This is a genomic window from Ferrovibrio sp. (assembly GCF_019636075.1).
GTDB lineage: Bacteria > Pseudomonadota > Alphaproteobacteria > Ferrovibrionales > Ferrovibrionaceae > Ferrovibrio.
This window is the reverse complement of record NZ_JAHBYG010000049.1, coordinates 1-22,657: the sequence shown is the minus strand read 5'-3', so window position 1 is coordinate 22,657 and position 22,657 is coordinate 1. Positions and strand designations below refer to the sequence as shown.

18 protein-coding genes and 1 pseudogene are annotated in these 22,657 nt (G+C 63.0%); 15 read left to right on the top strand and 4 right to left on the bottom strand.

What is annotated here, in order from left to right:
• Nucleotides 1–92 precede the first annotated feature (92 nt).
• From KF827_RS16920 to KF827_RS16885, 8 genes are all read left to right on the top strand, one after another.
• The gene (locus tag KF827_RS16920; RefSeq protein ID WP_291007860.1) at nucleotides 93–749 is read left to right on the top strand and encodes a tetratricopeptide repeat protein; all 657 of its coding nucleotides are present in this window, start codon (nucleotides 93–95) and stop codon (nucleotides 747–749) included.
• A gap of 11 nt (nucleotides 750–760) precedes the next feature.
• Nucleotides 761–2,107, top strand: a complete 1,347-nt coding sequence (locus KF827_RS16915) for a PQQ-binding-like beta-propeller repeat protein (protein ID WP_291007858.1) — start codon at nucleotides 761–763, stop codon at nucleotides 2,105–2,107.
• Nucleotides 2,108–2,116: 9 nt separating this feature from the next.
• Nucleotides 2,117–3,520, top strand: a complete 1,404-nt coding sequence (gene der / locus KF827_RS16910) for a ribosome biogenesis GTPase Der (protein ID WP_291007856.1) — start codon at nucleotides 2,117–2,119, stop codon at nucleotides 3,518–3,520.
• Between the two features lie 39 nt (nucleotides 3,521–3,559).
• A complete protein-coding gene (locus KF827_RS16905; RefSeq protein WP_291007854.1) occupies nucleotides 3,560–4,849 on the top strand; it encodes a GTP cyclohydrolase II in 1,290 nt (429 codons plus the stop codon).
• Nucleotides 4,839–6,098, top strand: coding sequence for a URC4/urg3 family protein (locus KF827_RS16900; RefSeq protein WP_291007852.1), 1,260 nt, complete (start codon nucleotides 4,839–4,841; stop codon nucleotides 6,096–6,098). Before KF827_RS16905 ends, KF827_RS16900 begins: the two co-directional genes overlap by 11 nt.
• A 14-nt stretch (nucleotides 6,099–6,112) precedes the next feature.
• Nucleotides 6,113–6,742, top strand: coding sequence for a uracil phosphoribosyltransferase (gene upp, locus KF827_RS16895; protein WP_291007850.1), 630 nt, complete (start codon nucleotides 6,113–6,115; stop codon nucleotides 6,740–6,742).
• Nucleotides 6,743–6,900: 158 nt separating this feature from the next.
• Nucleotides 6,901–7,650: a hypothetical protein gene (locus KF827_RS16890; protein ID WP_291007848.1), complete on the top strand. Its 750-nt coding sequence runs from the start codon at nucleotides 6,901–6,903 to the stop codon at nucleotides 7,648–7,650.
• Between the two features lie 54 nt (nucleotides 7,651–7,704).
• Complete coding sequence (locus KF827_RS16885) at nucleotides 7,705–9,573, top strand: hypothetical protein (RefSeq protein ID WP_291007846.1); 1,869 nt, start codon at nucleotides 7,705–7,707, stop codon at nucleotides 9,571–9,573.
• A 13-nt stretch (nucleotides 9,574–9,586) separates the two neighbouring features.
• Here KF827_RS16885 and KF827_RS16880 read toward each other — a convergent pair whose 3' ends face one another.
• On the bottom strand, nucleotides 9,587–10,378 hold the full coding sequence (locus KF827_RS16880) for a sulfotransferase family 2 domain-containing protein (protein ID WP_291007844.1): 792 nt from the start codon (nucleotides 10,376–10,378) through the stop codon (nucleotides 9,587–9,589).
• Nucleotides 10,379–10,539: 161 nt separating this feature from the next.
• Here KF827_RS16880 and KF827_RS16875 point away from each other — a divergent pair, with 161 nt between their 5' ends.
• The 3 genes and pseudogenes from KF827_RS16875 to KF827_RS16865 all read left to right on the top strand — a co-directional run.
• Entirely contained in the window at nucleotides 10,540–11,175 is a 636-nt protein-coding gene (locus KF827_RS16875; protein WP_291007842.1) for a FecR family protein, read from the top strand.
• 373 nt (nucleotides 11,176–11,548) lie between these two features.
• Nucleotides 11,549–12,679, top strand: a complete 1,131-nt coding sequence (locus tag KF827_RS16870) for a type III PLP-dependent enzyme (protein WP_291007886.1) — start codon at nucleotides 11,549–11,551, stop codon at nucleotides 12,677–12,679.
• 337 nt (nucleotides 12,680–13,016) lie between these two features.
• Nucleotides 13,017–14,651: pseudogene (locus KF827_RS16865) on the top strand (PAS domain-containing sensor histidine kinase); the annotation flags it as partial.
• Between the two features lie 30 nt (nucleotides 14,652–14,681).
• Here the strand turns inward: KF827_RS16865 and KF827_RS16860 are convergent.
• Entirely contained in the window at nucleotides 14,682–15,680 is a 999-nt protein-coding gene (locus tag KF827_RS16860; RefSeq protein WP_291007840.1) for an NADPH:quinone oxidoreductase family protein, read from the bottom strand.
• On the bottom strand, nucleotides 15,677–16,963 hold the full coding sequence (locus KF827_RS16855; RefSeq protein WP_291007838.1) for an MFS transporter: 1,287 nt from the start codon (nucleotides 16,961–16,963) through the stop codon (nucleotides 15,677–15,679). The genes KF827_RS16860 and KF827_RS16855 overlap by 4 nt, the downstream gene beginning before the upstream one ends.
• On the opposite strand from KF827_RS16855, the gene mtnA reads away from it, so the two are divergent.
• The 4 genes from mtnA (at nucleotide 16,962) to KF827_RS16835 (ending at nucleotide 21,901) form a co-directional block, all read left to right on the top strand.
• Nucleotides 16,962–18,059 carry an S-methyl-5-thioribose-1-phosphate isomerase gene (gene mtnA, locus KF827_RS16850; protein ID WP_291007836.1) on the top strand — a complete coding sequence of 366 codons (1,098 nt, stop codon included), beginning with the start codon at nucleotides 16,962–16,964 and terminating at the stop codon, nucleotides 18,057–18,059. The genes KF827_RS16855 and mtnA overlap by 2 nt on opposite strands.
• Nucleotides 18,060–18,072: 13 nt before the next feature.
• On the top strand, nucleotides 18,073–20,127 hold the full coding sequence (locus KF827_RS16845; protein WP_291007834.1) for a bifunctional aldolase/short-chain dehydrogenase: 2,055 nt from the start codon (nucleotides 18,073–18,075) through the stop codon (nucleotides 20,125–20,127).
• A 61-nt stretch (nucleotides 20,128–20,188) separates the two neighbouring features.
• The gene (locus KF827_RS16840; RefSeq protein WP_291007832.1) at nucleotides 20,189–21,007 is read left to right on the top strand and encodes an SPOR domain-containing protein; all 819 of its coding nucleotides are present in this window, start codon (nucleotides 20,189–20,191) and stop codon (nucleotides 21,005–21,007) included.
• Nucleotides 21,008–21,265: 258 nt separating this feature from the next.
• Nucleotides 21,266–21,901: an EF-hand domain-containing protein gene (locus tag KF827_RS16835; protein ID WP_291007830.1), complete on the top strand. Its 636-nt coding sequence runs from the start codon at nucleotides 21,266–21,268 to the stop codon at nucleotides 21,899–21,901.
• 41 nt (nucleotides 21,902–21,942) lie between these two features.
• On the opposite strand, the gene KF827_RS16830 is transcribed toward KF827_RS16835, so the two are convergent.
• The coding region (locus KF827_RS16830) for an ATP-binding protein (protein WP_291007828.1) at nucleotides 21,943–22,657 on the bottom strand (715 nt) is incomplete at its 5' end.

The window sequence follows — 22,657 nt, the reverse complement described above, 5'->3', positions numbered from 1 at the left end:
CAAGCGCGACCGATCCGGTTATGTTACGCCGCCCCGCCAGACCGGGCTGCCAAGCAGCGTATTTGGGCGGTTATCGTATAGGAGTCAGGATTTTGGCCGAGAAAGACACCTTCATCCAGGAAGTGGACGAGGAATACCGCCGCGACCGGGTGATGCAGATATGGCGGCGGTATCAATGGCCGCTGATCGGGGCCCTGGCCCTTCTGCTGATCGGTGTGGCCGGCTACGAGATGTGGAAGGCCTATAGCCGCGACCGCGCCGAAGCCGCCGGGCTGGCCTTCACCAATGCCCAGTCCTTGGCCCAGCAGGGCAAGCATGTGGAGGCCGCCGAGGCTTTCGCCTCGCTGTCCAACACCGGCCCCGATGGCTACAAGTTGATGGCCGCCTTCCAGCGCGCCGGGCAGTTGATTAGGGCCAAGGATATTCCCGGTGCGGTCGCGGCCTACGATCAGATCGCCGCCGATAGCGGTGTGGCCGCCGAGTATCGCGACCTGGCCCGCTATTTCGCCGCGCTGAACGGCTTCGATACCCTGGCGCCCGACGAACTGCGCAGCCGGCTGGGCTCGATTCCGCCTGCCAGTCCGTGGAATGCCGTTGCCCGCGAATTGCTGGCCCAGGTGGAATTGAAGGCCGGCGCCCGCGATACCGCCCGCAAGCTGCTCACCGAACTGTCTGACGATCCGCAGGCCCCGCTGGGTGTGCGTGGCCGCGCCAGCGAGTTGCTGGCTGCGCTCGGCGGCCCGCTGTAAGGATATCGGGTATGAGCCGTCGCGCCGCACTTCTGATCCTCTTTCCGGCCCTGCTGATGCTGGGCGGCTGCGACACCGTTAGCCGGATCGTTGAATCCAACAGCGATGCCAAGAACCGCATTCCCGGCGAGCGCATCTCGGTGCTGGCCTATGACAGCCAACTCGATCCCGATCCGGCTTTGGCCGAAACCCCGGTGCAATTGCCGCGCCCCTGGGCGAATGCCGATTGGCCGCAGGCCGGCGGCTATCCCAGCCACGCCATGCATCATCTGGCATTGGGCCCCACGCTGGGCACCGCCTGGACCGCCGATATCGGTTCGGCCGGCAGCGATGAAACCAAGATTCTCGGCCAGCCCGTGGTGGCTGAGGGGCTGATCTTCACCAAGGATGCCGATACCCGCGTTTCGGCCTTCGATGCAGCGACCGGCCGGCGGCTCTGGCGGGTGAATTTCACCCCCAAGGGCGAGGATACCGGCGCGGTGGGCGGCGGCATGGCCTATGCCGATGGCAAACTGTTTCTCACCACCGCCTATGGCGACGTGATGGCGCTGCAGCCGCGCACCGGGCTGATGTATTGGCATGTGGCGCTCAGCCTGCCGGTGCGTGGCGCGCCCGCGGTGGATGCCGGCCGTCTGTTCCTGATCACCCAGGATAACCAGACAATCGCCATGGAGGCCGAAACCGGCCGCCAGCTCTGGACCCATAACGGCCTGAATGAAATGGCCGGCCTGGTGGGGGCGGCCAACCCGGCCATCGAGGGCAATATCGTGGTGGCGCCGTATTCCTCCGGCGAATTGGTGGCCCTGCGCGCCGATACCGGCACCGTGGCCTGGAGCGAACAACTGGTCCGCACCGCCGGCCGCACCAGCGCGGTGGGCGCCTTGAACGATATCAACGGCCGTCCGGTGATTGATCGCGGCCGGGTTTACGCCATCAGCCAGTCTGGCCGTTTTCTGGCCATCGACCTGCGCACCGGCGAGCGCATTTGGGAACGCGCCATATCCAGTGTGCAGACCCCCTGGGTGGCCGGCGATTTCATCTATGTGGTGACCGTGGATGCCGAGATCGTGTGCATCGCGCGCCGCGATGGCAAGGTGAAATGGATCCGTCAGTTGCAGCGTTACAAGGATCCCACCGCACGCACCAACAAGGGCCTGATCACCTGGTATGGCCCGGTGCTGGCCGGCGATCGTCTGCTGGTGGCTTCCACCACCGAACGCGCCTATGCCATCTCGCCTTATAACGGCGATCTTATCGGCGCCATCCGGCTTTCGGGCCCGGCCTCGGTTTCGCCCCTGGTGGCAGGTGGCACGGCCTACATCCTCACCGAGGATGCCCGCCTCACAGCTTTACGCTAGGCTGGAACCATGTCCGCCAAGATCGCCATCGTCGGCCGGCCCAATGTCGGCAAATCCACGCTGTTCAACCGCCTGGTAGGCAAGCGCCTCGCCCTGGTGGACGATACGCCCGGCGTAACCCGCGACCGCCGCGAGGGCCAGGCCCGGTTGGCCGAACTGGAATTCACCGCAGTGGATACCGCCGGCCTGGAAGATGCGCTGGATGACAGCATGGCCGGTCGCATGCGCCAGCAAACCGAACTGGCGGTGCTACAGGCCGATCTGGTGCTGTTCGTGATCGATGCCCGTGTCGGCATCACGCCGCTGGACGAGCATTTCGCCAAATGGCTGCGGCGGCAGAACAAGCCGGTGCTGCTGCTGGCCAATAAATGCGAAGGCGGGGCAGGGCGCACCGGTTTGGCCGAAGCCCATGGCCTTGGGCTGGGCGATCCGTTGCCGCTATCGGCGGAGCATGGCGAAGGCCTTTACGATCTGCATGAAGCGATCGTGGAGATCATCGGCAGGCCGGAAGCCGAAGAGGATGCGGCGGCAGAGGCCGATGGCTTGCTGCCGGTGGAAACCGATGTGGATGTGGATACGCCCGACGATCCCACCCGGCCGATCCAGCTTGCCGTGACAGGCCGGCCCAATGCCGGCAAGTCCACCCTGATCAATGCGCTGATCCATGAGGACCGTCTGCTTACCGGCCCGGAACCGGGGCTGACTCGCGACAGCATCACCGTCCGCTGGAATTACCAGGGCCGCGACATCCGCCTGGTGGATACCGCCGGCCTGCGCCGCAAGGCGCGGGTAGAGCATAAGCTGGAAAAGCTTTCGGTGGCCGATACGCTGTATTCCATCCGCATGGCGCAGGTTGTGGTGCTGCTGATCGACGGCGTGCAGGGCTTCGACAAACAGGATCTCACCATCGCCGATCACGTGCTCAGCGAAGGCCGCGCGTTGGTGATTGCCGTGAACAAGTGGGATGCGGTGGAAGATCGCGCGCTCACGCTGAAGGCCATCGAAGACCGGCTGCAAACTTCGCTGCCGCAGGCGCGCGGCATTCCGGTGGTCACGCTTTCGGCGCTGACCGGGCGGCATCTGGATCGCCTGCTGCCTGCCGTGATGAAGCAATACGAACGCTGGAACCGCCGCGTGCCGACTGCTGCCTTCAATCGCTGGCTGGAATTCATGCTGCGGAAGAATGCGCCGCCGCTGGCCAATGGCCGCAGTGTGCGCATCCGCTATGGCACCCAGGTGAAAACCCGGCCGCCCACCATGTCGCTGTTTGCCGGCCGTGCCGAAACCATCCCGGAAACCTATCAGCGCTATCTGATCAATGGCTACCGCGATGCCTTCGACCTGGATGGTATTCCGATCCGCGTCGTGCTGCGCAAGGCGAAGAATCCCTTCGACCCGGATAAGAAGAAGTAGCCTATTGCGGGGCTCCGTTGCGCGGCGGTAAACTGGCGCATGAGCAACGATCTGGAAGGCGGGGCCAAGAAACCCGCAATCAAGCCGATCATCCTCACCTCGCATCCCGGCGGCAGCGGGCCCAAGCCGTTGCCGATTTCCTGGGGCGCCGCCGATCCGCAGCAGCGCGGCCCGGTTATCGCCACGGTGCATAAAGACGACAATCCCACCATCGCCGGCAAGAATGCCATCGGCACCCATTCCGGCGCCTATGCGCTCTATCGTGCGCTGGCCATCGCCGCCGGACAGTTGAAGGCCGATCACAAGCCGGATCTGACCAACACCGCGCCGGCGGAAAAGATCGGCCCTTTTCCGCAATGGGGCGATGCCGGCAAGATCGTTTCGATCGATCCGTTCGGCCATGTGGTCAGCGAGGTATTCGCCGGGCTGATCGCCCAGGGCGTGGATGTGCGGCCCACCATCGCGGTCACCAAGGCGCATATCAATATGCCGGAATTGATTGCCGCGATGGCGGCCGGGCGCCTGCATGCCGATGGCGATATTCTTGCCGCCAATGGCGATGTGCGCGTCACCAAGGTGGCCATCGAACCGGTCTGGTGGCTGCCTGGCGTGGCGGCGCGGTTCAAGATTTCGGAAACCGAAATGCGGCGCAATCTGTTCGAACAGACCGCCGGTATGTTTCCCGAACTGGTTACCCGGCCAGACCTGAAGGTTTTCCTGCCGCCGATCGGCGGCATGACCGTCTATCTGTTCGGCGATGTCGCCAAACTCGGCAGATCCGAAACCAAAATCGCCTGCCGCATCCATGATGAATGCAACGGCTCGGATGTGTTCGGTTCGGATATCTGCACCTGCCGGCCCTATCTGGCGCATGGCATCGAGGTCTGTATCGAACAGGCGCAACAAGGCGGCGTCGGCATCATCGTCTATAACCGCAAGGAAGGCCGCGCGCTGGGCGAGGTGACGAAATTCCTGGTCTACAACGCACGCAAGCGCCAGGAAGGCGGCGACCGCGCCGAGGCCTATTTCGAACGCACCGAATGCGTGGCCGGCGTGCAGGATATGCGGTTTCAGGAATTGATGCCCGACGTGCTGCATTGGCTTGGCGTGGCGCGCGTTGATAAGCTGGTGTCGATGAGCAACTTGAAATACCAGCCGCTGGTGGATAGCGGCATCCAGGTGATCGAGCGGATTCCGATCCCCGACGATCTGATTCCTGCCGATGCGCGGGTGGAGATGGATGCCAAGAAGGCCGCCGGCTATTTCACCGACAAGGTGCCCGAGCAGACCGAACTGAAGCAGGCCAAGGGGCGCCGCCTTGACGAGTGAGGCCATGCACCGAGAGCAGGCCGCGCTCGACTGGCTGCTTGGTCCGGCGGCGATCCGTGCCCGTGCGCGGCGGCTGTATGATCATGTGGCCTCCGGCGCTTCGGCGCATTTCAGCCTGGATATCGCGCAACTGGAACCGGCTGCGGATTATGTGGCGGCCACGATCCGCGCCAATTATCCCAGCCTTGAGATTCCCTACCATGCGCGCTGGCGGCATTTCGGCCCGCGCTGGGATGCCATGGCGATGCGTTTCGATGGCATGAAGCCGCTCGAACTCGGCCGCATCCGTTTCGATCTGGCCGTGGTGTCGGTGCTGCTGGATGCCGGCTCCGGGCCGGATTGGCGCTATCGCGAAGCCGATGGCACGATATCCGCGCGTTCGGAAGGTCTGGCGATTGCCAGCCTGGATGCGTTCAGGCGCGGGCTGTTCTCGCGCCTGCCCGAGGCGTTGCCTTGCCGCGCCGATGCGGAAGGCCTGCTGCGCATCGATGCCGCCGATCTGGCGGCGGCCTTTCAGGTCGGGCCGGACAATCCGCTGGCTGGCCTCGAAGGCCGCGCGCTGCTGTTGCGCAATCTGGGCAAGGCATTGCAGGCTTCGCCCGATTTGTTCGGCACCGCCGATACCGAACAGGGAGAGCGCATCGGCCATCTGTTCGACTGGCTGGCAGGCCAGGCGCGGGATGGCATGTTGCCGGCTGAGACCATTCTGCGCGCTTTGTTGCGTGGCCTCGGCCCGGTCTGGCCTGGCCGCATAGAGCTTGGCGGCGTCAATCTTGGCGATTGCTGGCGGCATCCGGCAGCGCTTGCCGGCGCCGGCGAGCCGGCCTTGAGCGCCGGATTGGTGCCGTTCCACAAACTGTCGCAATGGCTGGCCTATTCGCTGGTGGAACCGCTGGAGCAATACGGCATCCGCGTGGTGGATATCGATGCGTTGACCGGCCTGCCGGAATATCGCAATGGCGGCCTGTTCCTGGATCTCGGCGTGGTGCGGCTGAAGGATGCCGCGCTCGCCGTTCAGCCGCTGGCGCCCGATCATGAAGCCATCGTGGAATGGCGTGCGCTCACCGTGGCTTTGCTCGATGCCATCGCCGATCCGGTGCGCCGGCGTTTGGGCAAGAGCGCCGCCGAGATGCCGCTGGCGCGTATCCTCGAAGGCGGCACCTGGGCGGCGGGCCGGCGCATCGCCGCCGAGAAGCGTCCGGGCGGTCCGCCGCCGCTGAATATCCTCAGCGACGGCACGGTTTTTTGAGAGGGAATGGCGCAATGTCAGACGTGCATGTGATCGATCATCCGCTGGTGCAGCACAAACTCACCCTGATGCGGCGCAAGGAAGTATCAACAGCCGAATTCCGCCGTCTGGTGCGCGAGGTCAGCCTGCTGATGGCCTACGAGGTGTTGCGCGATCTGCCGATGGACAGCATCGAGATCGAAACCCCGCTGGAAAAGATGCAGGCGCCGATCCTGGCCGGCAAGAAGCTCTGCTTCGTCTCTATCCTGCGTGCCGGCAACGGCATCCTGGATGGCATGCTCGACCTGGTGCCCTCGGCTCGCGTAGGCCATATCGGGCTGTATCGCGATCCGGCCACTTTGGTGCCGGTGGAGTATTACATCAAGCTGCCCGACGATATCGCCGCGCGCCAGGTGGTGGTGGTAGACCCCATGCTGGCCACCGGCCATTCGGCGGCGGCGGCGGTGGCACGGCTGAAGCAGGCCGGCGCGCAGAAGATCAAGTTCGTCTGCCTGCTCACCGCGCCGGAAGGCATCAAGGTTTTTCAGGAAGAGCACCCCGATGTGCCGGTCTACACGGCTTCTGTGGATCGCCAGTTGAACGATCACGGCTATATCTGCCCCGGCCTGGGCGATGCCGGCGACCGGATTTACGGCACGAAATAACGGCGGGCACAGCTTTTCGGCGGGGCAGTGGGGCTGGGAAATATCCAGGGTTGCTCTTTTTTTGTTGACATGTTCCCCAATTGATCGCATCCTATTGCGCGTGATGTTATTGTTTCATGCGCGCATTTTGTTACTTATTCTTGACAGAAGGCTTTTTCATGCCGACCGAGCAGCCATCCCAATCACCGCTGACCTCACCCAAGCATTCCGGCCACAGCATTCGCTTCTGGCGGCGCCTATGGAACTTTTTGGGCGATGATACGGTCGCCCGCGCGTTCAACCTGTTGCTCCTTATTGTCGTGTGCTGGCTTGTGATGGAAGCAGCCACCATGTTGATACGTGGGGCTTACAAGTCCTTTTTTGTACGGTCAGGCGGATATGCCGTGTCAGAGGCAATCGAATATGCCATGGGCTTGAGGGTACAGACCGACAAGGATATCGCAGCTCTGCCGGAAGCGCCGGTTTACCCTTTGCCGCCAATTTGTCTGGTTGATGCGCGATACACCAATACCACTCGTTATTATGCGCAGGCTCAAGCCTGTCTTGGAAATTTTGGCAACTCAGACCCGATATTTGGCGGCTGGTGTGATTTCGGCACCGGTTGGCGCGCACATTGTCGCCGCAGAGCCTATGGGATGCACGTTCTGCAACATGAGGAAACATTTGTAAGGTTGGTAGCTGCGATCAAGGACCCATGCCGTTTCCTGCCTTCACCGGATAAGATCGCTAAAGCAACCGATACTGATTCAGAGCGAGCAAAAAGACTTCTCGAATCCTGGAGCAATGCTGGCTGCAATGGGAGTCAACCGTTTCTACTTTATTGGCTGCAGCTCGATTTCATTGCCCCGTCTCAAATCAATTCAGGGAAAAGGGAACGCATACACGTGATGATTTCCAACAGGGATTGACGCTTCAAGTAAAAAAACTTTGTGTCTTAGGCATATGGATGAAAGGAAAGAGCAATGAACAAACAATCTTCCTCCGGCTCCCACGCACGGCTACATACTTACGCGACTGGTGATGGTTCAATTGGGCATATGAGCTTGGAATTGCGCCGTTCTGACGGTACATCGCTTCACTACGGTTTTTATCCTGATACCGAAGACATGAATAAAATTGACTCGTTGACCAGCCCGGTCACTGGGGTGACTGGTATTCTTAAGGATGAAAAGTATGAAAAAGCCGGCTTCCCCAACCATCTCGCTTCTGACGTCATTCCTCTCGATGAGGAAGAAGCGGAAAAAATGCATGGATACATAGAAAAATTGATCAAAAAACCGGGAATGTATTTTTTAGTTGATCGAAACTGTGCGGATGTAGCAAGGGACATTTTCAAGTCATCAGGCAGTAAAGCAAAACTTGAAGATTTCGTGACATTTGAGCAATGGGACCAATTCAATCTTTCGAAAGTTGGAATGGTAATGCCGGAAGAAAAATATCTGCCTTACGAAAGAGCGAAAGCCTTGAAAAAAGCTGCTGATGGCGCGGCGGCCTCACGTGCCTTTAATCAACGCCTCGAATTGCAGCGGATGGATTTCGAGACGGACGAAGAGTATGAGCAATACAAGGCGCAGTACGGGGCGCCGCAGCGCGGTTCCGATAATGAACAAAAGCAGCCCGCGCCGGACCACCCCGGGCCGGATCAGCGCAGCGATGCCGGCAGCTTGCAACAGCAGCAAGCCGCGCAGCAATTCGCCGACGCCACTATCGATACAGGCGCCATCGACACAGGCACTATCGACACTGGCGGCGGCAACAATGGCCGCAACTATGCCGCCGAACTCGCCGCCCTCCCATTGGGCCGCGCGGTGAGCGTGAACTGGCTGTTGGAGAAATCGCCCGATCAATGGACGCAGCGGGAGCTGGACGACGCCCAGGCCTCCGATGCCTATTGGAACAGCCGCAATCCCCGTCATGGCGAGGTACAGAATGCTGTCACCGGGGTTTACGATTATCTCTATGGCAATGGCATCCAGAGCTTCCGGCCGGATGGCAGCCTGCCGCGCCTTGAGGCGGTCAACAGGCTGGCGGCTGATCCGGGCAGCCCGACATGGCAATCCGGGCAGGAGGCCACGCTCCGGGCCAACAGGGCCGATCTCGGCATGCTGATGGAGGATTTTCCGCGGGTCGATGGCTCGGAGGCAGCGCGCAATGCGCCGGGCCGCTTCTTGCAACAGGCGTTGAATGCCGCGCTCTGGCCCGGCAAGGCCGCGCCCGATGCGGCCAGCATCCAGGGCAAGCCCTATCGCAATGGCCCGATCCTGGTGGATGGCGAGATCGGCCCGGTCACGGCCCAGGCGCTGGACCAGGTGGAGGCGATGCCCGGTGGGCTGTCGGCGCTGACCCATGACATGAAGCGCATCGCGGCGCAGGATCTGGTGCAACGCCTGCCGCCCGAAATGCCGCCCGAAGATTCGGCCGAAGATTCGGCAGGAGCGCAGGACTTGGCCGGCCTGTTGGATCAGGCAGTCAACATCTTCCGCGATCTCAACCGCAGCCATGACGGCAGCGTGCGGCATCTGCAGAAGGGCCTGAACCAGTTGGGCCGGCAGAGTATGGGCCAGCAGAGTATGGGCCAGCAGAGCACAGGTCTCAATGAAACCTGGCAGCCGATTGCCGAAGATGGCCAGCTTGGCCCGGTGACGGCGAAAAGCTTCGCAACCCTGGCCAGGCGCCTGCCGGCCGACAGCATGGCGTCGCTGTTCGATCTCGGCACGCCGCCCTCGGTTGGTGGGGCGGGCAACAGAAAGGGCAGGGCCGCAAGCCAGATGTCCGCGCTTTCCAGCCGCGATCCCAATCCACGCCAGCGCCTGCGCGCCGGTATGGTGTAGCGGCTGCGATAACTCACGTCGCTATGTGCGTTGTCGCTATGGGTGCGGTATCGGCGAAGCGTTCGCGGGCCAGATCGTAGAGCATCTGGTCCAGCCGGTTCATTTCGCGCACGCGGTTCAACACCGCCGGGTCGTCCAGCCCGGCCATCTCGTTGGCTGATACATTGTCGCGCCCCACCGGCGGGGTGCCGGCCAGGCCCAGTTCCGCGCAGACCTTTTGCATGCCGCGCTCCAGCGCTTCGGCGAAGATCACCCGGCTGATCGGGCCGTTCAGCCGCGCCAGCAGATGGCCTTTCACACTGGGTTCCGACCAGTTCAACGCGGCCACCGAGAAATAGCTGCCGATAGTGGCGAGTTCCGGGCCGTAATCCCTGAGCGCCGGTGTCATCAGGTCGGAGAGCAGGGATTTCGTCTGCACATTCGCCAGCACTGCCTCGGCTGCCGGGTCGTGCAGGAAATCCAGCAAGGTCTTGTGGCGCATCAACACCGGATGCATGCGGCCGCTCTGCTTGCGGGCGGTATGGCGAATTTGCGACAGCGTGCGGGCCACCGGATCGCGCAGCACGGTGAAGCAATACAGATCGGCCGGAGCGTGCACCAGCGGATATGCGCCGTAATGGCCGAAATACACCGACTTGCCCAATTGGCCGCGCGCCTGGGTTTGGTGGAAATAGCTCAACGAGGGCGAACGCGGTTCGGCGGCCCGGATTTCGGGCAGAAACACCTGTTCCATCCAGCGGGTGATGCTGGTGCCGGCGGTTTTCTGAATGTGCAGGAAGTAGATGTTCCGGCTGGGGATATACATGCCGGCAAGTTTAACACGGCAGGCTTTTGTTACCAGCCTGTGTCGGCTGTCACACGCTGCGGCCTGGACCTGGGCGGGCTTTGCTTTATCTCAACGGGTAACAGCAAACCCAGTCATCTTTGAAACAGACCAGTCATCTTCCAAACAGAAAGGGGCCTGTCATGGCCTTCCTGAACCGCCGCTTCCGCCGCCTCGGCCTCACCATCGCCGCCTCCGTGCTGGCGGGCCTGGTTGCCGCCAACGCCCATGCCGCCCAGCCGTCCGCCGAACAGCAGGCGGCTACCGAACAGGCCGTCAGCCTGCCGGCGCCCCGCGTGGTGGGGCAGGATACCCGCCGCAACAAGCCGGTGGTGCAGGGCCAGCGCCTGGTTGCCGGCCCGGGTTCGGGCATAGAAGTGCGGCTGGCGGATGGCTCTCAGCTCGTGGTGGGCCCCAACAGCGTGCTGAGCGTGGATGAATGCTCGGCCGACCGCGTGGTGCTGCGGCTCGAACGCGGCAGTTTCCTGGTCGACTCCGCCAATCCCGGCCAGGTCTTCGTCAGCATGCCGGCCGGCAGTGTTACGGTGCGTTCCGCTGCCGTGGCCGGACGGGTCGGGCCAGACGGCACCGATGTGGTTCTGCTCTCTGCCGGCCGCGCCGATGTGACAGGTTTCGGCGGTCGCTCGGTCCGACTCGATCAGCAGGGCGAGGCCACCCGCATCCGGGCGCTCGGCCCGCCCAGCCAGCCCTATATTTTGCCGCCCGAACGGCTGCGCGACTTCGCCGGCCTGGCCGCCCAGGTTGCCTGGCTCGATTGAGCCGGAAAAATCGGTCAACGTGCAAAAAGCCGCATCTGATGCGGCTTTTTCGCTTTATGACAGTCCGCGTGGAAAGTCTGGCGTAAAACCTGCCGTGACCCGCGCGCCACGGCAGGTAAAAAAAGTATCCCCAAGGGTTTAAAAAGGCTTGCGTTGGCGGGGGGTTGCTGTAAATAAGCGCTCATTGACGCACCCGCACGTGCCGATGGCCCCTGGCAGGTTATGCAACGACGAACGCGTCTCTTTTGGTGGTACGGCGAGAGCCGTGCCGGTTCAAAGCCGGTCCGAGAGGGAGGTTTCGATGGTTGCAGCCACTGCTGGCCGCATGAAGACCCGTCTGCGAAACACGCGTAATGCTGTGGAGCAGGGGCAGATCACTGAGAAGATGCAGCGCTTCCTGGACACCTGCACGGATTCCGATCCGTTCCTGGTGGTGGACGTTGATATCGTCGAGCGCAATTATCTCGAGCTGCGCCGTCTGCTGCCGCTTGCCCGCGTGTTCTACGCCACCAAGGCCAACCCGGCCGAGGAAATCGTGGAGCGCCTGGCCGGCATCGGCTCCAGCTTCGACGTGGCCTCGCCGGGCGAGATCGATCTCTGCCTGAATAGCGGCGTGACGCCGGATCGCATCTCCTATGGCTCGACCATCAAGAAGAAGACCGACATCGCGTTTGCCTATGGCAAGGGCGTGCGTCTGTTTGCCTTCGATTCCGATGCCGAGTTGGAGAAGCTGGCCGCTGCCGCTCCGGGTGCTCGCGTGTTCTGCCGCGTGCTGATGGAATGCGAAGGCGCCGAATGGCCGCTGTCGCGCAAGTTCGGCTGCTCGCCGCGTATGGCTGCCGACCTGCTGGTGCGCGCCCGCAAGCTGGGCCTGGACCCCTATGGCATCTCCTTCCATGTCGGCTCGCAGCAGACCGACCTGAGCCAGTGGGATTCCGCCGTTGCCCAGGTCGCGCAGATGTTCACCATCCTGCATGACGAGGATGTGGATCTGCGCATGATCAACCTCGGCGGCGGCTTCCCGGCTCGCTACCGGTCCGACGTGCCGGCGCTGGAAGCCTATGCCCAGGCCATCACCCAGGCGATGACCAAGCATTTCGGCAACAACCTGCCGGAAATGATCATCGAGCCGGGCCGTGGCCTGGTGGGCGATGCCGGCGTGATCCAGGCTGAAGTGGTGCTGATCTCGCGCAAGGATTACGAGGACGACCGCCGTTGGGTGTATCTCGACATCGGCAAGTTCTCCGGCCTGGCCGAGACCATGGACGAGGCGATCAAGTATCGTTTGCTCACGCCGCGTGATGGCGGGCCCACGGGTCCGGTTTCCATCGCCGGCCCGACCTGCGATAGCGCCGACATCCTGTACGAGAAGGCCGATTACCAATTGCCGCTCGATCTCGCGGTCGGCGACAAGGTGCGGATTCTCTCGGCTGGTGCCTATACCACCACCTATTCGTCGGTGGGCTTCAACGGCTTTCCGCCGCTGAAGAGCTACTGCATCTAAGCAGATCACGACAATCGTGTGACCCAAGGTATGTAACCCTGGGCGGCGCGCCTTCAATGGCGCACCGCCTTTGGCGCCGGGCCCATACCGCTTTCCGCGTTGGCGGTACGGTATGCGGCCCGGCGCCCATGATTTCCCATATCACGCGCCAAAAATCACATGGATGAATCCGGGCGGATATGTGCAACGCATCGTTGTGCGTGAATCCGTTTGCCGGTCTTCTCAACCTGTGCCATGTATGCCGGCCCATTATAAAAAAGCCGGCGGGCCGTCGATTCTCCCCAAAGCCGGATAGGGGGGCACAGGTCAGGATAATGGCCGCATCGGTCAAGGTATTATGAGTAACCGCACGGGTATGGAAGGCGCGTCTACAGGTATATCGGGGGATATAACGGACGATGCATCAATCGACATGAACGACCGACTGTTTGCAGCGCTGGATGCACGGCATCGGCGCGATATGCATGATGTGATGCTGCTGAGCGGCGACGCTTCGCCGGTCGAGGATGCTGCGGTTTTCGCCGAGGCCATCGACGCGATTGCCGAGGGCATCGCGGTATGGGATTCGGAAACCCGTCTGCTGCGTTTCAATCGCCGTGTGCCGGAGCTGTTCGGCCTGTCCACTGGCCGGCTGCAAACCGGCATCGCCGCCACCGAATTCGTGCTCCTGCTGATCGCCGATGGCGTGGTGAACATGCAGGAAAGCGAGGCCGCGCAATGGGTGGAGACCCATCTTGCCGCCAATCTGCGCTCCAGCCGCAAGCAGGAGGTGCGGCTTGCCGATGGCACTTGGCTCAATTTCGACTGGCGGCAATTGCCTTCGGGCGGCTATGTGTCGGTTTTCACCGATGTGACGGTGCGGCGCCGTGCGCTGAACCGGCTGCGCCATGCCGAACTGAAATACCGGCAGATTTTCGACAATGTGGAGGAGGGCGTGATCCAGGTTACGCCCGGCGGCAGGCTGTTGGCGATCAACCGCGCCGGCGCTGCGATTTTCGGTTATGCCTCGGCCGAGGAGATGCTGGCGCAGGTAAGCGATTCCGCGCTGCAGCTTTATGTGCAGCCATCGCGGCGCGGCGAGATGGTGGATCATCTGCAGCGCTATGGTTTCGTCAACGACTTCCGCTCGCAGATGCGGCGGCGCGACGGCACGGTGATCTGGGTATCGAAAACCCTGCGCCAGGTGAGCGACGATAGCGGTGCCATGGCGGTGATCGAGGGCATGTTCCGCGATGTGAGCGCCCAGCGCCGCGCCGAGGAAGTCTTGCTTAAGGCCAAGGAGCAGGCCGAGACCGCCAATCGGGCCAAGAGCGATTTCCTCGCCAATATGAGCCACGAGCTGCGCACGCCGCTCAATGCCATCCTGGGCTTTTCGCAAATCCTGTCGTCGGAATTGCTGGGGCCGATCGAGAATCCGAAATACATGGAATATTGCCGCGATATCCTGGCCAGCGGCCAGCATCTGCTGGCATTGATCAACGACATCCTCGACACCGCCAAGGTGGAAGCCGGCAAGATGCTGCTGGAGGAAGCTTGGTTCGATCTCGAAAGCGATATCGATGCCGCGATGCTGCTGGTGCGCGAGCGTGCGCAGCAAGGCGATATCGCGCTGGGCAAGACCATGCCGGATGCGTTGCCCTATATCTGGGGCGATTCACGCCGCATGCGCCAGGTGCTGATCAACCTGCTCAGCAACGCGGTGAAATTCACGCCGGCCGGCGGCCGCGTGAATGTGGATGTATCCCATGGCCCAAATGGCATGCAGATCGCCGTGTCGGATACCGGCATCGGCATTGCGGCGGAGAATATCGAACGCGTGCTGCAGCCTTTCAGCCAGGTGGCCAATGCGTTGTCTCGGCCGCATGACGGCACCGGGCTGGGGCTTTCGCTCAGCCGGCGGCTGGTGGAATTGCATGGCGGCCGGCTTGCGGTGGAAAGCGAGGTGGGCGTGGGCACCACCGTTACCGTTACGCTGCCTGCCGATCGCTGCCGCCAGGATGCATCACAGGCCGATGCGAAGCACCAGTTTGCCGAGCACCTGCCGCTGCGCCAGCCGGAGCAGGGCCTCGTTGGCATTCTCGAGCGGCAGGATGGCGCCGATCAGCGGCCGGCCGGCATCGCTGGTTAGCCAATCCTGTAAGGCTTGCCGCATCGGTGCCGCCAGCGCCGGGTTGCGCCGCACTTGCTCGCCGGCTCGCACGCCGATGATAGCGGCTTCGCTCAGCAGCAGGCGATTGGCGGCAAATCGCGGCGCCTCGCCGGCGGCAAAGCCCACCACCAGATAGCGCCCCTGCGGCGCCAATGCGCGCAACGCCTGTTGGCTGATCGCGCCGCCTACCGGATCGAAGATCACTTGCATGCCGCCGGTGCCGGTCCGCAATTTCTGCAGCCAATCGGCATCGCTGGGATCGAGGGTTATGCTGGCGCCGGCATCCAGGGCGGCCTGGCGCTTTTCGGCGCTGGAGGCGAGGGCGAATACGTTGGCGCCCAGCCTGGCCCCCAAGGCCACGGCGGCCAGCCCCATGCCGCCGCCGGCACCCAGCACCAGCAGGTTTTCGCCGGCCCGCAAATCGCCGCGCGCCACCAGGGCGCCCCAGGCGGTTGTTGCCCCCACCGGAAAGGCAGCCGCCTCGGCAAAGCTGTAAGCATCGGGCTTGCGCAGCAAGGCCTCGCCTGGCACCACGATTTCTTCCGCAAAGGCGCCCAACCGGCATTGCAGCAGCACGGCATCGCCGGGGCGCCAGTTGCCGCTATCGGATGCGGCTTCCAGCACGATGCCGGCGGCTTCCGCGCCCGGCACGAAAGGCAGCGGCGGCTTGAACTGGTATTCGCCCCGCAGCATCAGCGCATCGAAGAAATTTACCCCTGCCGCTTGCACGCCCACACGCACCTGGCCGGGTTTCAACGCCGCGCGCGGCAGCTCTGCCATGGCGAAATCCGCCGCCTCGGGGCCTGCCGGCGGCCCCAGTCGGTGGCACAGCATGGCGCGATAATGGTTCATGCATCCGGCCGCCGGATGAACAGCAGCGCCAGCAGCAGGGTCAGCAGCAGCAGCACGCCGCATACCAGATACGGCGCCTCGATGCTCACCGCCTGAAACAGCCAGCCGCCTTGCAACGGCCCCAGCACGCGGCCCAGCGCCGCCATGCTTTGCGACATGCCCAGCACCAAGCCCTGCTGATCGATGCCGGCCGCGCGGCTGATCAGGCTGGACAGGCTGGGATTGATGAAGGCGAAACTGGCCGAGGTGAGCAGGATGGAAAGCGCCAGCATCGGCAGATCCTGCACCCAGATCACCATCAGCGTGCCGGCGGCCAGGCCCAGCAGGCCGGTGCGCATCAGGGCATTCTCTCCGAACAGCCGCGTTACCGGCCCGATCAGGCCGCCTTGCACCGCCAGCACCACAAGACCGATACACGCAAAGGCGATCCCAACCTCGAAGGCATGCCAGTTGAAACGCTGGGCGGTGAACAGCGGGAACAGCACTTCGATCTGCGAAAACACATAGCTGACCGAGAAATGCATCAGGATCAGCACAAGTGCCGGTTTGCCGATGCTGCCCAGCCCGGCCAGCGGGTTCAGGCCACGGCGCGGCGCGGCCGCCGATTGGCCCAGCACCAGGGTTTCACGCAGCCGCAGGCTGGCCAGCACCAGGGCGCAGAGCGAGGCTGCTGCTGCCGCCAAGGCGGGCAGGTGGAAATTCGGGTTCAGCGGATCCGGCCCGGTCAGCAGGCCGCCTAGCACCGGGCCCAGCACCATGCCCAGCCCGAAGGCCGCGCCCACCATGCCCATGCCGCGCGCCCGGGTTTCCGGCGTGGTGCAATCGGCCACGATGGCCTGGGCGATGCTGATCTTGCCGGCGCCGATGCCATTCACGATGCGGGCCAGGAAAACCAGCAGCAGGGTGTCTGCAAAGGCCAGGCCCAGATAACCGATGCAGGACAGGGCGGTGCAGATCAGGAACACCTTGCGCCGGCCGACCCGGTCGGTCAGGCCGCCCAAAAGCGGCGCCGAGATGAATTGTGCGATTGAAAAAACCGAGGCCAGCAGGGCAATCGCCAGCGGGTCGGCGCCAAAACTGGCGGCATAGAATGGCAACAGCGGTATGACGATGCCGAAACCGATCAAATCCACGGTAATCGACAGGAAAACAATCGCCAGCATGGGTATCCGTTCCAGGGTTTGCAACTTGGGCCAGATAGATGTGACCGGCGATTGCCGCGCGGGCCCCAACCCGCTATTTTCCGGCCCGATTTGGTAATTCCCGAACCGGGGCAGGATCATGAAGGTAGACGGCGTAGCTTACCGCACAATCTGGGTCAACCCGGACGGGTGGTCGATCGGCATCATCGACCAGACGAAACTGCCCCATGCCTTCGTCACCACCAGCCTGTCCAGCATGGCCGAGGCGGCCCATGCGATCAAGGCGATGGTGGTGCGCGGCGCGCCGCTGATCGGCGCCACCGGTGCTTATGGCCTGGCGTTGGCGATGCGTGTCGATCCGTCGGATGCCAATCTGAAAGCGGCTTATGATGTGCTGGTGGAGACCCGGCCCACCGCGATCAATCTGCGCTGGGCGCTGGATCGTGTGCGCGGCGTGCTGGCCAAACTGCAGCCGGCCGAACGCGCGGCGGCGGCCTATGCGGAATCGGCTGCGATCTGCGATGAGGATGTGGGCGTGTGTTCGGCCATCGGCGACCATGGCCACAAGATCATCGAGCAGCTCTATATCGAGCATGGCCGCAAGCGCCCGGTGAACATCCTCACCCATTGCAATGCCGGCTGGCTGGCCTGCGTGGATTGGGGTACGGCGCTGGCGCCGATCTACAAGGCGCATGATGCCGGCATTCCGCTGCATGTCTGGGTGGACGAAACCCGCCCGCGCAATCAGGGCGCTTCGCTCACCGCTTGGGAACTCGGCCGCCATGGCGTGAAGCATACCGTGATCGCCGACAATACCGGCGGCCATCTGATGCAGCATGGCATGGTGGATATGTGCATCGTCGGCACCGACCGCACCACCCGGCGCGGCGATGTGTGCAACAAGATCGGCACGTACCTCAAGGCGCTGGCTGCCAAGGATAACGGCGTGCCGTTCTATGTGGCCTTGCCGTTCTCCACCATCGACTGGACGATCTCGGATGGCGTGAAGGAAATTCCCATCGAGGAGCGCGCCGAAGAGGAAGTGACGGTGATGACCGGCAAGACTTCCGATGGCGCCATCACCTCGGTGCGTATCGTGCCCGATGGCAGCCGCGCCGCCAATTACGGTTTCGACGTAACCCCCGCCCGGCTGGTGAGCGGCCTGATCACCGAACGCGGCGTCTGCCTGGCTTCCGAAGCCGGCATGACTGCGCTTTACCCCGAACACGCACGCTGAGAGAGTTTGCCCCATGAAGAATCTCTGGTCCGACCGCGATGCCAAGGCCGCCATCAAGCATTACGCCAAGCAGGGCGTGAACGAGGATCTGGCCGTGCGCACCTACACCACGCGCCTGCTCGGCGGCGTGCCGGCTCTAGTGCAGCATGGCGGCGGCAATACTTCGGTGAAAACCCGCATGCGCGACATTCTGGGCAATCCGGTGGATGTGCTGTGCGTGAAGGGCTCGGGTTGGGACATGGCGGTGATCGAGCCGCCGGGGCTGCCTGCCGTGCGTTTGAAGCCCTTGCAGGCGCTGATCGACCTGAAGGCGCTGACCGACGAGGAGATGGTGAATATCCAGCGCTGCAATCTGCTGGATTCCACTTCGCCCAATCCCTCGGTGGAAACCCTGTTCCACGCCTTCCTGCCGCACAAATTCATCGACCATACCCATGCCGATGCGGTGTTGGCGCTGACCGATCAACCCGATGGCATCGCTCAGGCGAAAAAACTGTTCGGTAAGAAGCTGGCCATCGTGGAATACGAAATGCCTGGTTTCGGCCTGGCCAAGAAGGCCGCCGAGGCATTCAAGCGCCAGCCCGATGCGGAAGGCCTGGTGCTGGTGAAGCATGGTATCTTCACCTGGGGCGACAACGCCAAGCAGGCCTACGACCGGATGATCCATTACGTGTCGATGGCCGAGCGTTTCCTCGCCAAGGGCCGCAAGCAGGTTTTCGTACAGGCCAAGCTGCCCAAGAAGATCGCGGCGGCTGAGGATGTGATGCCGATCCTGCGCGGCCTGATCGCCATTCCCACCAATGCCGATGACGGCCAGATCGCGCGCTGGGTATTCGATCGCCGTCAGACGCCCGAGATCGATGCCTTCGTGAACGGCCGTCAGGTGGGGCGCTACAGCCAGGCCGGCACTGTCACCCCCGATCATGTGATCCGCACCAAGCCCTGGCCGGTGGTGCTGCCAGCACCGGAGGCTGGCAAGCTGGATGAATTCGCAAGCCGGGCCAAGCAGGCCATCGACGGCTATATCGCCAAGTACAAGGCGTATTTCGAGCGCCACAACGCCACCGCCGTGCCCAAGAAGATCATGCTGGATCCGATGCCGCGCGCGCTGCTGGTGCCCGGCCTTGGCCTGATCGGCGTCGGCAAGTCGCGGAAAGACGCCAGCATCGCCGCCGATATCGCGCAGACCGCCGTGGCGGTGATCACGCGCGCCGAAGCCATCGGCAAATTCACGTCCATCGCCGAGCGCGATATCTTCGATGTGGAATACTGGTCGCTGGAACAGGCCAAGCTGGGCAAGGGCGGCGAGAAGCCGCTGGCGCGCCAGGTGGTGGTTGTCACCGGCGGGGCAGGGGCCATCGGCGCCGCCACCGCCAAGGCTTTCGCCGCCGAGGGCGCGGAAGTGGCCGTGCTTGATCTCGATGGCACCAAGGCCGCCGAAATCGCCAAGAAACTGGGCGGCATCGGCATCGCCTGCGACGTGACCAAGCAGGCCAGCGTGAATGCGGCTTTCGCCAAGGTGGCGGCGCATTTCGGTGGCGTGGATATCCTGGTGTCGAATGCCGGCGCGGCCTGGGGCGGCCGGATCGGCGAAGTGTCCGACGAAAGCCTGCGCAAGAGCTTCGACCTCAATTTCTTCAGCCATCAATACGCGGCCCAGGCCGCCGTGGCGATCATGCTGAAGCAGAAGACCGGCGGCTGCCTGCTGTTCAACGCCTCCAAGCAGGCGGTGAATCCGGGCCCGGATTTCGGCCCCTATGGTTTGCCCAAGGCAGCCACGCTGTTCCTGTCGCGGCAATACGCGCTGGATTACGGTGCCGCCGGCATCCGCTCCTCGGCGGTGAATGCCGACCGTATCCGCTCCGGCCTGCTGACCGACGACATGGTGGCCAAGCGGTCCAAGGCGCGCGGCCTGTCGGAGAAGGAATATATGTCGGGCAACCTGCTGGGCCGCGAAGTGAAGGCGTCCGATGTGGCGCAGGCCTTCGTGCAGCTTGCCGTGGCGCAGAAAACCACCGGCGCGGTGGCCACCGTGGATGGCGGCAATATCGCTGCCGCGCTGCGGTGACAAGACTGGGCAACAGGAAGATTGCGTTAACTCTCTTGGCGCTAATCTGAGGGTCATGCATTTGTCGCGCAAAGCTTTGTCGCCAGCCATCCCGGTCCTGCTTGCCATGGCAGGGCTGCTGGCGGCTTGCGAGAATTTGCCGCCGCCGGAAGGGCCGATGCCGGCGCGTGCGCTGAAGCCCAAGCCGCCGCAGGAAGACCCGGTGGAGAAGGCGGTGCGCGACCGGCGCGAACGCAATGCCTATGCGATTCCGCCACGCAGTTATCCGTCACAAACCAACACCACACCGCTCGGCTGGCAGCCACCGGCCGCCGCGGCCCAGTCTGGCCAGACCGCCGAGGCCCCGGCGCCGACTGGCGCAACGGCCTCTGCGGGTCCGGCTGCTGCTGCCGCAGCGCCAGCCAGCCGCCAGCCGCCGCGCCCGACCGACAAGCCTGCCACGCCCACAATGCCGGCGCAGCCTGCCCAGGCTGCCATGCCATCGCAGCCTGCCGCTGGCGCCGATGCCAATCCGCCGCTGCCGGCCGGTTATGTGCCATCGGTGCCGGCGCCGGCCGGCATGCCGGTGATAGCCTCGATGCCACCGGCTTCAATGCCACCGGCTTCGGCGTTTGCGGCCGGCGCGCCGTCTGGCAACTGGCATGCACATATCGCCTCGCATCGCAGCGAGGAGGCGGCGATCAACGATTGGCAGCGCCGCCTGAAAGAGAATCCCTCGGTTTATGGTGCGTTGGAGCCGGCGCTGCTTTGGGTGGATGTGCCTAATCGCGGCTCTTATGCCCGCCTGGTGTTCGGCAGCTTCGCCAGCAAGGCAGACGTGCAGGCGGCGTGCAGCAAGATCAGCGGCCCCGGCCGCTATTGCAACGCCATCCAGGACTAATTCCTCCCTTCATATTTCAGCCTGAAATCTTGTTACGGTTTGTATCCTGCAACAGGCCGCAACAAACATGGATTTCTTTGCCCGGCAGTTCTTGCCAGGTGACGCGTGTTTTGCGGCTCTGAAATATTTGCACACAATATTACTTTTGGATTCCAGCGCGTTGCGGGTGCGCATCGTTGGCACGCGTGTTGATGGGGGTGTTTGCGGGGAATCCTCCCCAGTAACCACTCCATCCACGCGATGGGTCAGGAGATGACCATGGTCAGCAGTGTAAGTGCCTCGGGCATTTCGATGGCGGATATGCTCAAGCAGATGCGCCAGAAAATGTTCGAGCAGACCGATACCAATAGCGATGGCAGTGTCGATGAAACCGAACTTGCAGCCCAGCTCGAGAAGGGCCAGGCGGCAGGCAAGGGGCCGCAATCCGCCCAGGCTCCATCGGCTTCGCAGATGCTTGCGGATTTCGACAGCGACGGCGACGGCAAGATTTCCTCCACGGAATTCGATGCCGGGTTCAAGAAGCTGGACGAGCAGATGCAGGCCAGCATGGCCGAGATGCAGGCGCAGGGTATGGGCCAGATGCCGCCGCCGCCGCCACCGCCCGGCGGCATGATGGGTGGCTATGCCTCATCGGACGAGGATAGCGGTACCGATCTGGTGTCGCAGTTGCTCTCGGCGCTTGATGACGACGACGATGATGATAGCAGCAGCACGTCCTCGCTGCTGTCGTCCTCGGACACGGCTTCTAGCAGCAGCGATTTCACCCAGACCCTGCTGGATGCCTTCAAGAAGAGCGACTATTACAGCGCCGATGCCGACGACGAATACGAACAGCGTGGTCGTTTGCAGGCGTTTCTCTCGCAGGCTTTCAAGCCGGTGGACCTTACTGCGTGAAGCCATCAGCCGGCAGTGGGTGGTTGCCTGCTGCCGGCATTCTATTGGCGGGGCAGATGTACTTCCACTTCAAGTCCGGATGATGGTCCGTCGGGTGCGTGGCGATTGCGCAGGATCAGCTTGCCGCCATGATCCTGCACCACGCGGTTGGCCACGTGCAGGCCCATGCCCAATCCGCCGGTATCCTGCGCACGGGCCGTATCCACGCGATAGAATGGCCGCAACACCGCTTCCAGTTCGGCCTCCGGGATGCCGGGCCCGCTATCGGCAATCAGCACAATCACTTCATCGGACATTTCGCGCAGATTGACCAAAGTGTAGTCGCTGTATTTTGCGGCATTGTCGAGCAGGTTCATCAGCGTGCGATGAATGGCGGTAGGCCGGCAGCGCAACACGCAGCGGCGCGGTCCTTCATATTCGATGGTGGCGCCGGCATCCACGCGGTCATCGCACAGGGTTTGCAGTAGCGCGGCGATATCCACGCGTTCCATCGTTTCTTCCTGCTTCTCGAAGGCGGCGAAAGAGAGCAGTTGTTCGATGATCCGCTCCATGAAGCGCAGGTCGTCGAGAAAACGCTGGCGTTGTTCGGCATCCTCCACATATTCGGTGCGCAGCCGCAGGCGCGTGAGCGGCGTGCGTAAATCATGCGACAGCGCCACCACCATTTCGGTGCGGTCGCGCACGAAACGGTGGATCTTTTCGCGCATGGCATTGAAGGCGCCGGCGATGGCGCGAAACTCGGTTGGGCCCTGTTCG